The sequence below is a fragment of the Psychrobacter celer genome, from assembly GCF_016107555.1.
Lineage (GTDB): Bacteria > Pseudomonadota > Gammaproteobacteria > Pseudomonadales > Moraxellaceae > Psychrobacter > Psychrobacter celer.
In genome coordinates, this window is record NZ_JABASU010000006.1 from 23,013 (window position 1) to 35,085 (window position 12,073).

A 12,073-nucleotide genomic window follows, 5' to 3' on the forward strand; every position below is an offset into this window, starting at 1 on the left:
ATAGGGGGTGATTTATAAACCCTTTATCGTCCAAGCACTCGTTTAATTTAGTGATAATGTGATAAAAAGGATGTATCTCATGAGCTATCTATCTTCCAAACCTCTCTCTAAGGGCTTGACCCTAGCGGCCTTTATGGCGTTTGGCCTCGCTGGGTGTAATAACAGCAACCAAGCGACCAGTGAGACAGCGCCTGCCGATGAGGCGGGTACCGCGACCAGTGCAGTAAACGGCACGCTACAAAAAATCAAAGACTCAGGCACCATCGTGGTCGGTCACCGTGACTCTTCTATTCCTTTTTCTTATATCGCGGACGACCCAAATCAGCCGATAGGCTATGCCCACGACCTAGAGATGAAAGTCGTCGAGGCCGTCAAACAAAGGCTCAATATGCCTGATCTTAATGTCCGCTATAACCTTATTACCTCGCAGACGCGTATTCCCTTGGTACAAAACGGTACTGTGGACTTTGAGTGTGGCTCAACCACCAACAACGAAGAGCGCCAAAAGCAAGTGGCCTTCTCCAATGGCTTCTTTGAGATTGGGACGCGTCTGTTAACCAAAAAAGACTCCGGTATCAATGACTTTGCCGACTTAAAAGGCAAGACGCTAGTCACCACCGCTGGCACGACATCAGAGCGCTATATCCGTCAATATAATGACGACAATCAGATGGACATCAACATCATCTCAGCAAAAGATCATGGCGAGGCGTTTTTGATGTTAGAAAACGGCCGCGCTGACGCCTTTATGATGGATGATGTGCTGCTCGCTGGTGAAAAAGCCAAAGCCAAAAACCCAGATGAATGGGTTATCGTCGGTGAGCCGCAATCGTTTGAGATCTATGGCTGTATGATGCGTAAAGACGACCCTGAGTTTAAAGCGGTGGTCGATGAAGCCTTGGTCAATGTCTTTAGCTCAGGCGAGATCAATAGCATTTATGATAAGTGGTTCTTGAACCCGATCCCGCCAAAGAACGTCAACCTCAACTTTGAGATGTCTGACAACCTAAAGGCATTGATTGCCAACCCGCACGATGGTGCGCAGCCAAAAGCGGCGCCAGCACAGTAATCGTTGTCCCAAACCCTAGCTGGCCTATGCGTATGTCATGTGTTGTTTGACGCATAGGCTCTTTTATCGCTGCTTGGAGAGACAACCATGAATTATAGCTGGAACTGGGGTGTACTGTTTGAGCAGACTGGTATCGGTAGCGAGCTGTATATCCATTGGATGATTACTGGTCTTGGCTGGCTGCTACTGATTGGCAGTATCGCTTGGGCCATCGCCATGATCGTCGGCACCATCTTAGGCATCATGCGCACGTTGCCGAGCAAGACGGCGCGAGCGATTGGTACCGCTTACGTAACGTTTTTTCGTAATATACCATTACTCGTACAGCTGTTTTTTTGGTTTTATATCGCCCCTGGTTGGCTGACACCAACGATACAAGAATGGTGGTATAAAGACCTGTCGCCCAATACCTCAGCCATGCTCTCGGCGAGTATCGGTTTGGGGCTGTTTACTGCCGCCCGTATCGTCGAGCAGGTGCGCACGGGTATCGAGTCGCTACCAGATGGCCAAGTCAATGCTGCCTATGCGCTTGGCTTTAGCATCCCGCAAGTCTACAAAGAAGTCCTACTGCCGCAAGCCTTTCGTATCATCTTGCCGCCGCTCAGCTCTGAGCTGACCAACTGCTTTAAAAACGCCTCAGTCGCCTCGCTCGTTGGGGTGATGGAGCTGATTAGCCAAACCAAAACCATCAGTGAATACACGCAAAACAGCATTGAGATCTATACCTACGCGACGATTATCTACTTGGTATTTAACTTGTCCTTAATCGCGATAATGGGACTGATCGAGCGCAAACTGCGCGTGCCTGGGCTGATTGCAGGAGGTCAAAAATGAATATGATGACTGAGCTTGCCACTGCCTATCCCGGATTGATGGGTGGCATGCTGACCACGCTTAAGGTATTGTTTTTGGCGATTTTGGGCGGTATCAGTTTGGGGACGATACTGGCGCTGATGCGTTTATCGGGTATCAAAGTGCTTGAGATACCAGCAAAACTGTATGTGAATTATTTTCGCTCAGTGCCCTTACTGCTGGTGCTTTTGTGGTTTTATTTTGCTGTACCGATGATTTATTTTTGGATCGTGGGTAAGTATCTACAGCTCGATGCGGCGTTTGCCTCTTGTGTGGTGGCCTTTATGATGTTTGAGGCGGCGTATTTTTCTGAGGTGGTGCGTGCTGGCATTCAATCGATCGGCAGCGGGCAGGTCAATGCTGCCAAAGCGCTGGGCATGACTTATGGGCAGACCATGCGTTTGGTTATCTTGCCGCAAGCCTTTCGCAAAATGCTGCCGCTGATTTTGCAGCAGTGTATTATTTTATTCCAAGACACGACGTTGGTGTTTGCTATTGGTTTGACGGATTTTTTCCGCGCAGCCTACGTGCGCGGTGAGCTGATGGGGCTTCTGACGCCTTATATCTTGGGCGCTGGTGCGATTTATTTTGTCATTAGCTTAAGTGCATCTATGGGCGTGCAGCAGCTACAAAAGCGTTTACGGTTCTGACACACCCTAGACTGCGCGGTCGCGGTTGACGAAATTTTTAAACAATGATTATCAAGATAATGTGGTTAGGAGCCAATAATGAACAATGCTGATACGTATGTAAATGCCTTTGGCGGGTTGGTCACCAATAATGGTCATGCCAGTGATGAGATAGTCATTGAGATGGCAAATGTCAGTAAGTGGTATGGCGACTTTCAAGTGCTGACTGACTGCACCGCCCATGTACACAAAGGCGATGTCGTCGTGGTTTGCGGGCCATCGGGTAGTGGCAAATCAACGCTGATTAAGACGGTCAACGGGCTTGAGCCTTTTCAACAAGGCGAGATTATGGTCAATGGTGTCTCTGTTGGTGCACCTAAGACTAACTTGCCCAAGCTACGTAGCCGTGTCGGTATGGTGTTTCAGCATTTTGAGTTGTTTCCGCATTTGACCATTATCGATAATTTAACCGTCGCGCAAATCAAGGTGCTGGGCCGTAAAGAGTCTGAGGCTAAACAAAAAGCCATGGCTTATCTAGATCGCGTGGGACTGAGTGCGCAGGCACCCAAATATCCCGCCGAGCTATCAGGCGGTCAGCAGCAGCGCGTGGCGATTGCCCGTGCGCTGGCGATGGACCCTGTGGCGATGCTGTTTGATGAGCCAACCTCGGCGCTTGATCCTGAGATGATTCAAGAGGTGCTTGATGTGATGGTCGAGCTGACTCGTGATGGCATGACCATGATGTGTGTGACCCATGAGATGGGCTTTGCCAGTCAGGTCGCCAATCGCATTATCTTTATGGATGAAGGTCATATCGTCGAAAACTGTAGCAAAGATGAGTTTTTTGAAGGGGCAAAAAGTGAGCGCGCCCAGCTGTTTTTGTCCAAGATTTTAAATCATTAATAGCAACGTTTTTGCTGCTACTTTAGCGCCTTGATGTAGAGGCTGTTCAATGAGCTCTAAGCATTTGCCAAAAAGCGTCTATGATTTTAGGCGCTTTTTTTGGGTTTTTTTTGGCCATAACGGTCCAGTAGCGGGGGGATAAGCAAGTAGATGAGTGCATGACTGTTTACTGCTACAATAGCGCTCAAGATACCGACAATGAAAAGTTTATACATTATATTGGAGCTATTATGAGCATAGAAAATGCCGACACCCTCGCAAACTCAACAAACCCCGCCAATGCTAAAAACTCTTTACATACTGAAAACCATGCGTCAGCGGAAAGCCAAGGCATCGTCATCGTTGGTGCCGGCTTGGCAGGTTGGCACGTCATCGATGCCATTCGAGCAAAAGACAAAGACATCGCCATTACTCTCATCACAGCGGATAATGGCGATCGTTACCATAAGCCAATGCTGACAATGGCCATCAGCCAAAACAAGCGGGCGGCAGATTTGGTACGTGCAACTGGCGCTGACGCTGCCAAAGCGGCAAACGTCAATCTACTAGCCAACATGCAGGTCACGGATGTTGACGCCGCTACGCAGCAGTTGCAGCTGGTCTCTGCCCTGCGCGCTGACCCGGTTTATACCAATTATGCCACCATCAGCTATGACAAGTTGGTACTGGCGATGGGCGCGCAGCCGATTTTTCCAAAGAGCCTGCCGGAGGATTTGGTGTGGCATGTCAATCATATTGAGCGCTTTGGGCAGCTACAAGAAAAGCTGGCAGCAGGCAGTCAGCATGTCGCCATCGTTGGCGCTGGTATGGTGGGGACAGAAATCGCCGAAGATTTACTCAAAGCTGGACATGAAGTCACCTTGATTGATTTAAATGACGCGCCTTTATCACAAATGCTACCAGCAAAAGCGTCCGCTCGTATCGCGGCGGCGGTCCAGTCCCAAGGTATTCACTTTTTGGGTGGTTATCAAGTGACTGGCGTTACGCGTCAGGAGGACGGCAGGCTACACGTCCGCTATGCGCCAGTGGCAGGCAGTGCTGACAGCGCGGCCGCTCAGTCATCCGAGCCTTTGGTCGTCGATCATGTGATTGCCAGTACTGGCCTCACGGTCGATGCCAGACTGCCCACTGCTGCAGGGGTAGAGTTTGATCGCCGGACTGGTATCGTGGTGGATGCCACCACCTTACGTACGCAAGCGTCAAATATCTATGCCATCGGTGATTGTATGTCTATCAATGGCGTTGCCTGCCGTTATGTTGCCCCGCTGCGCGCACAGGCGGCGACCATTGCGGATGATATCTTAGAGGTGGCACATGACGGCTATGATCATAAACCGCCAATGATTCGTCTAAAAAACAAAGCCATCTCTGTCATGGCTACTGGCGTACCACAAGCTGCTGGCAATTGGCAGGTAAAGACTGACACTGATGACGAGTTAATCATGGATTTGCTAGATGATAACAATGACGTCAGTGCGACAGTAACGATTAAAGCGCCGCCAATGGTTAAGTCTTAATCAACGCTTAATCGCTGTAAGTTTAACTTTTAGCTTTAATTTCTAGTTTTAATTTTTCTCAAAAGCCAGCTGTGTAACAAATACGTAGCTGGCTTTTTTGCCTACAATAATCGCGGGTTTTCATGCTATCTTTTACGGGGCTAGTATTTTTGGCGGTTAATTTAAATGATACATAATGTATTACTATTATTGACAGTTTCGTTTTAGGCGGTATAGTAGTGAATCATATATGATAGATACTCAAGGAAGAAAAATTGGCCCACGGGCAGTTTTTGAGTAGAATAAAAAGCACAACGAAAGGAATCGTTATGACGCAACCTACTGCATTTGACCACATATTAAGCAACATCCCTACCGTAAATATGGGCGCGCGCTCAGCGAATGCGCCACTGACTCAAAGCTATGATAAAGGCCCTGATGTGCCGCTGATTGAGGCGACCATCGGCGACTTTTTTGATGCCATTGTCTCCAAATATCCAGAGCGTGAAGCGCTGGTCGTCCGTCATCAAAACATCCGCTGGACGTACCGCGAATTGCAGCAACATGTCAACCAGCTGGCCAGCAGTATGATCGAGATGGGGCTTGAGATTGGCGATCGCATTGGCATCTGGTCGCACAACAACGCCGAATGGCTACTTATGCAGCTTGCCACGGCCAAAGTCGGCGTGATCCTCGTCAATATCAATCCTGCCTATCGTACTTTTGAGCTGCAATATGCGCTCAATAAACTCGGCTGCTCGGCACTCGTGCTCATGCGCCATTTCAAAAGCAGCGACTACGCTGGCCTTATCCGTGAGCTGTGCCCTGAGATTTATCATAAAGACTACACCCAGCTGGATTTGGTCGAGATTCCAACCATCGAGCGTATCATTTGGATTGATGAGCCAGACTCTGACGAAACGTTTGGTTTTATGCAAAAATTCTCTGACTGGATGGCGGAAGGCGATGCCAACGATCCGCGCGTGGCCGAGCGTCAAGCGCAGCTAAAAAACACCGACGCGATTAACGTTCAGTTCACCAGTGGCACGACTGGGACGCCAAAAGGCGCGACCTTAAGCCATCGCAATATCCTCAATAACGGCTATTTCATCGGTGAGGCGATGAACCTTACTTTCGAGGATAGACTGTGTATTCCTGTGCCGCTATATCACTGTTTTGGTATGGTGCTCGGCAATTTGGCCATCTTGACGCATGGTGGTTGTATCGTCTATCCAAACGATGGCTTTGAGCCGTTATCAGTCCTACAAGCAGTCGAAGAAGAAAAATGTACGGGGCTGCATGGTGTACCGACGATGTTTATCGCCGAGCTCGATCACCCTGAGTTTGAAAACTTTGATTTATCGACCCTGCGTACAGGCATTATGGCCGGCTCTAGCTGCCCGATTGAGGTCATGCGCCGTGTCATTGATAAGATGCATATGAAAGAGGTGACCATCGCTTACGGCATGACCGAGACCAGTCCAGTCTCTTGCCAGACCAACGAGCACACGCCGCTTGAGAAGCAAGTCTCGACCGTTGGCCTGGTACAGCCTGCGCTTGAGGTGAAAGTCGTCGATACCGAGACGGGTGAGATCGTGCCGTTAGGGGAGACAGGAGAGCTGCTCACACGCGGCTACTCGGTGATGAAAGGCTATTGGGGCAGCCGCTTTAAAACCCGTGAAGCGATCCAAGATGGCTGGATGCATACTGGCGATTTGGCTACCATGGATGAGGACGGCTATGTCAAAATCGTCGGCCGTAGTAAAGACATGGTCATCCGCGGCGGCGAAAACATCTATCCGGTTGAGATTGAGAACTACTTATATCGCCATCCCAAGATTCGCGATGTACAAATCGTTGGCGTACCAGATAAGCGGTATGGTGAAGTGCTGGCCGCTTGGATTATTCCCAAAGAGCCGGGCTGCTTGAGTGAAGACGACGTGCGCCAGTTTTGTAGTGAGCACATTGCTCATTATAAGGTACCGACTTATTATCGGTTTGTTGAAGAATATCCGATGACCATCACCGGTAAAATTCAAAAGTATAAGATTATCGAGCAGATGAAAGCAGAGCTGGGTTTAGACTAAGCGCACTTCTCGGGTACAGAACATCCACGACACCGGTGAGTGATACAAAAGACAAATGGCTACCAACCTATCGGCTAGCAGTCGTATGACCAGCAGTCACTATAAACCATATAATCAATCACTTGCACTTACGCAGCAAAGAAAAGGGATATCATGAGCACTATCATAACCAGTAAACTGAGTCCAAACGCCAGCGATTTTCAGCAAAACCGTGCCGCCATGCAAGAGATGGTCGATGACTTATATGTACACCTGCGTAAAGTCGCTCAGGGCGGCTCAGAGCGGGCGCGAGCCAAGCATTTAGCGCGTGGTAAGCTGTTGCCACGTGAGCGAGTCGAGCGTTTGCTGGATGTCGGCACCCCGTTTTTAGAGGTCGCTCCGATGGCGGCGCACGACATGTATGGCGAAGAGATACCCGCCGCGGGTGTGATTGCCGGTATTGGCCGTATCAATGGTACTGAGTGTATGATTGTCTGTAATGATGCCACGGTAAAAGGCGGTACCTATTATCCAATGACAGTCAAAAAGCACTTGCGCGCGCAAGAGATTGCGCAAGAAAACAATCTGCCTTGCGTGTATTTGGTGGACTCAGGCGGTGCAAACTTGCCCAACCAAGATGACGTATTCCCTGACAAAGAGCACTTTGGTCGTATCTTCTTTAACCAAGCCAATATGAGTGCGGCGGGTATCCCGCAGATTGCGGTGGTTATGGGTAGCTGTACGGCAGGCGGCGCGTATGTACCGGCGATGAGCGATGAATCCATCATCGTCAAAGAGCAAGGCACCATCTTTTTGGGTGGGCCGCCATTAGTAAAAGCAGCAACGGGCGAAGAGGTCAGCGCCGAGGATTTGGGCGGCGGTGATGTACATACCCGTCTGTCAGGAGTCGTCGATCATCTGGCACAAAGCGACACGCATGCGCTATCGATTGCGCGTGATATCGTCAGTCACCTTAACCGTCCTGCCAAGCAAATTCCCAATCAAATCAAACCGCGTCCACCGCGCTACGATGCCAAAGAATTATACGGCATCATTCCGACCGATAAGCGTCAGCCCTTTGATATCAAAGAAATCATCGCTCGCATCGTCGATGACAGTGCCTTTGATGAGTTTAAAGCGCGCTTTGGCAACACGCTGGTCTGCGGCTTTGCTCATATCGAGGGCATGCCAGTTGGCATTATCGCCAATAACGGCATCTTGTTTAGTGAGTCGGCGCAAAAAGGCACGCACTTTATCGAGCTGTGCTGCAAGCGTAAAATCCCGCTGGTATTCCTGCAAAACATCACCGGCTTTATGGTCGGCCGTAAATACGAAAACGAAGGCATCGCCCGTCATGGTGCTAAGATGGTGATGGCAGTGGCCAATGCCAAAGTGCCGAAGTTTACCGTCATCGTCGGTGGCTCATTCGGTGCCGGTAACTACGGTATGTGTGGCCGTGCTTATAGTCCACGCTTCTTATGGATGTGGCCAAATGCGCGCATCTCTGTGATGGGCGGTGAGCAAGCGGCGTCGGTATTGGCCACTGTTAAGCGCGATAACTTCGAGCGTAAAGGCGAGACATGGAGTAGCGAGGACGAAGCGGCCTTTAAAGCACCGATTCGAGATATGTACGAAGCGCAAGGCCATCCCTATTATGCCACCGCGCGCCTGTGGGATGATGGAGTGATTGATCCTGCTGATACGCGTCAAGTGCTGGCATTGGGGCTAAGCGCTGCCTATAACGCTCCGATTGAAGAGACGACGTTTGGGGTCTTTAGAATGTAGATTGGTACTATATTTTCGATGAGAGAATGCGTTGGTTTAAAATAAAAACTGAGTTACTAAGGCCGAGAACATTACGCAAAATTATCCGTAAAAAAAGACATGCAAAAGTTACCACAAAACATTGAGATAACCCTATATGAACAATTATAAAAGCCTATTGGTTGATATCGAACAGCACGTGGCGACGGTGACGCTAAACCGCCCTGAGATACGTAATGCCTTTAACGATGAAATGATCGCTGAGCTGACGGAGGTTTTTACCACGCTTGGCACTGATGATAATGTGCGAGTCATCGTGCTAGCGGCAGCAGGCAAAGCCTTCTGTGCGGGCGCTGATTTAAACTGGATGCGCGCCATGGCGGATTATAGCTATGAAGAAAATCTAGCCGACGCCGATAAACTCGCGCAAATGCTCAAAACCATTTATGAGTGCCCAAAACCAACCGTGGCTGCCATTCAAGGGGATGTCTATGCAGGTGGCATGGGTCTGGTCGCCGTCTGTGATGTGGCCATCGCGGTGAAGATTGCCAATTTTTGCCTCAGTGAAGTGCGTTTGGGACTAGCGCCTGCCACCATTAGTCCGTATGTCGTAAGAGCATTAGGGGCTAGGGCGTCGCATCGCTACTTTTTAAGTGCAGAAGTGTTTGATGCCAAAAAAGCGCGTCAATTAGGCTTTATCCATGAGCGGGTTAGTGAGGAAGCGCTCGACGATGCGGTGGCAACGTTTTGTGCCAAAATGGTCAAAAACAGCCCCGATGCGGTGAAAACCTGCAAGCAGCTATTGCATGATATCGCAGGCGCGCCCATTAGCGACGAGCTGATCGCCGAGACGGTAAAAGGCATCGCTGATATTCGCTCATCCACACAAGGTAAGGAAGGCGTGCAAGCGTTTTTGCAAAAGCGTAAGCCTGATTGGTTGACGGCAGATTAGCGACAAACAACGATAGCCAAGCCGACAAATAAAAACGACAAGACACAGGGATAGTTATGTTTTCTAAAATTTTAATTGCCAACCGTGGTGAAATTGCCTGCCGTGTGGCCGCGACTGCCAAGCGCTTAGGCGTCCGTACCGTCGCTGTTTATTCTGATGCTGACCGCGGCGCCAAGCATGTCGCCGTCTGTGATGAAGCCGTTTATTTGGGCGGCTCATCGCCGAAAGACAGCTATCTAAAAGGCGATGCGATCATTGCGATTGCTCGCGATGTGGGCGCGCAAGCGATCCATCCAGGCTATGGCTTTTTAAGTGAAAACGCCGACTTTGCTCAGGCTTGTCAGGATGCGGGGCTGGTGTTTATCGGTCCATCCGCTGATGCGATTCGCGCGATGGGCGGCAAGTCTGAGTCCAAGCGTTTGATGGAAGCGGCTGGCGTGCCACTGATACCGGGTTATCATGGTGACAATCAAGATGCCCAGTTTTTAAAACAGCAAGCAGACAGCATTGGCTATCCTGTGCTGATTAAAGCCAGTGCCGGCGGCGGCGGTAAAGGCATGCGTATCGTCGAGCAAAGCAGCGATTTTATCGAAATGCTAGACTCTTGTCGCCGCGAAGCCATTACCAGTTTTGGCAATGATCAGGTACTCATCGAAAAATACGCGCTAAAGCCGCGCCATATCGAAATCCAAGTATTTGGTGATACGCATGGCAACTATGTGCATCTGTTTGAGCGCGATTGCTCGGTGCAGCGCCGCCATCAAAAAGTGCTAGAAGAAGCGCCAGCTCCCGGTGTCGATGCAGCGATGCGTGAAGCGATGGGGACAGCGGCGATTGAGGCGGCGCGTGCGGTCAGCTATGTCGGTGCAGGGACGGTTGAGTTCATCGTTGAGCAGCGCGAAGGCACGATGAGCTTTTATTTTATGGAGATGAACACTCGCCTGCAAGTTGAGCATCCAGTCAGTGAAGCCATTACTGGTGTCGATTTGGTCGAGTGGCAGCTCTTGGTCGCCTCCGGTCAGCCATTGCCAAAGTCGCAAGATGATTTGGCGATTAATGGCCATGCGATTGAAGCGCGTATTTGCGCGGAAAACCCTGACAATGATTTTTTGCCAGCGACGGGTACACTCTTTACGTATCAAAAGCCTGAACACAGCACCTTTGATGTTGCCGATGTACGTATCGACGATGGCGTACGCGAAGGCGATGTGATTAGTCCGTTTTATGACTCTATGATTGCCAAGCTTATCGTGCATGCGCCGACTCGCGAGCAGGCATTGGCCAAACTCGATCGCGCATTGGCACAAACGCGTATCGTCGGTTTGCCAAATAACGTGGCGTTTTTGCGTTATATTTTAAATACAGAGTCGTTTAGTCAAGCCAATCTCGATACGGCGCTTATCGAGCGCGAGGCGGACGAGTTATTTGATCAGCATCCACTTGATTTATCGACGCTGGTGGTGACTGCTATCGCCCAGCAGCTGGCTAGTGAAGGCATGGCGCAAGACGCCGATCCGTTTAGTAAGCCGACAGGATTCCGTGCTTATAACGATTATACACGCTCGTTTAGCTTGGTTTATGATGAGCAAGCTTATAGCGCTCGTATCAGTCATTGGTACAACGCCACTGTCACGGGTGGCAAAAAAGGCACAGATAATCTGAGCAGCTTTACACTAGTGATCGAAAAAGAAATCGCGAACGCTGACAAAAATGCCAATGCCAATGTCGCCGCGCCAACCGAAGCGGTATATGAAGGTGAGGTCAGCTACGCCAGCGATGACGTGCACAATCATACATTATGGCTCGATGGCGCACGTATCAATGCCCAGAGCTGGGTGAACCATGAAACCGTCTATGTGTTCACCGATCGTGGCCGTGACGAGATTACACTTGTCGATATTATGGCGCATGTGGGCGAAGAGTCTGCAGCAGTCGGTAGTTTGAAGTCACCGATGCCAGGGCAGGTCGTTGCCTTTAAAGTGGCTGTCGGCGATAGCGTGAAGAAAGGCGAGCCACTCGCCGTCATCGAAGCGATGAAAATCGAGCACACCATTACCGCACCCACCGATGGCGTGGTTGGAGAGTTGTTATTTGCAGCAGGCGATTCGGTGGCTGATGGTGATGAGCTGCTACGTATTGATACAGAAGCTAGCGGCGCTTAAGCGCTGAAGTATAAGAAATGGAATATATAGTCAATTCGATATAAAAACGATACAGTGAGATGAAAAGTTGTTTTTCGTAGCCTCTGTCGGCGTAGGCACAGTACGCAAGAAAAACAACTTTTCATTGAGCGACTTGATAGCCATGTATCTGATTTATGTGGATTCGACTATAAGAACCGA

9 protein-coding genes are annotated in these 12,073 nt (G+C 49.8%); all 9 read left to right on the top strand.

From position 1 onward, the window contains the following. Positions 1–79: 79 nt before the first annotated feature. The 9 genes from JFC05_RS04555 (at position 80) to JFC05_RS04595 (ending at position 11,893) form a co-directional block, all read left to right on the top strand. Positions 80–1,069, top strand: coding sequence for a glutamate/aspartate ABC transporter substrate-binding protein (locus JFC05_RS04555; RefSeq protein ID WP_198335953.1), 990 nt, complete (start codon positions 80–82; stop codon positions 1,067–1,069). Positions 1,070–1,156: 87 nt separating this feature from the next. Continuing rightward, a complete protein-coding gene (locus tag JFC05_RS04560) occupies positions 1,157–1,903 on the top strand; it encodes an amino acid ABC transporter permease (RefSeq protein WP_075101980.1) in 747 nt (248 codons plus the stop codon). Continuing rightward, positions 1,900–2,571: an ABC transporter permease subunit gene (locus JFC05_RS04565; RefSeq protein ID WP_198335954.1), complete on the top strand. Its 672-nt coding sequence runs from the start codon at positions 1,900–1,902 to the stop codon at positions 2,569–2,571. The genes JFC05_RS04560 and JFC05_RS04565 overlap by 4 nt, the downstream gene beginning before the upstream one ends. A 162-nt stretch (positions 2,572–2,733) precedes the next feature. Then, positions 2,734–3,453 carry an amino acid ABC transporter ATP-binding protein gene (locus JFC05_RS04570; protein WP_198336026.1) on the top strand — a complete coding sequence of 240 codons (720 nt, stop codon included), beginning with the start codon at positions 2,734–2,736 and terminating at the stop codon, positions 3,451–3,453. A 230-nt stretch (positions 3,454–3,683) separates the two neighbouring features. After that, a complete protein-coding gene (locus JFC05_RS04575) occupies positions 3,684–4,970 on the top strand; it encodes an FAD-dependent oxidoreductase (protein ID WP_198335955.1) in 1,287 nt (428 codons plus the stop codon). 308 nt (positions 4,971–5,278) lie between these two features. Continuing rightward, positions 5,279–7,036 carry an AMP-binding protein gene (locus tag JFC05_RS04580; protein WP_198335956.1) on the top strand — a complete coding sequence of 586 codons (1,758 nt, stop codon included), beginning with the start codon at positions 5,279–5,281 and terminating at the stop codon, positions 7,034–7,036. 153 nt (positions 7,037–7,189) lie between these two features. Next, positions 7,190–8,800, top strand: coding sequence for a carboxyl transferase domain-containing protein (locus JFC05_RS04585; protein WP_105244785.1), 1,611 nt, complete (start codon positions 7,190–7,192; stop codon positions 8,798–8,800). A gap of 136 nt (positions 8,801–8,936) precedes the next feature. Then, positions 8,937–9,731, top strand: coding sequence for an enoyl-CoA hydratase/isomerase family protein (locus JFC05_RS04590; RefSeq protein WP_198335957.1), 795 nt, complete (start codon positions 8,937–8,939; stop codon positions 9,729–9,731). Positions 9,732–9,787: 56 nt separating this feature from the next. Further along, positions 9,788–11,893: an acetyl/propionyl/methylcrotonyl-CoA carboxylase subunit alpha gene (locus tag JFC05_RS04595; RefSeq protein WP_198335958.1), complete on the top strand. Its 2,106-nt coding sequence runs from the start codon at positions 9,788–9,790 to the stop codon at positions 11,891–11,893. Positions 11,894–12,073 lie beyond the last annotated feature (180 nt).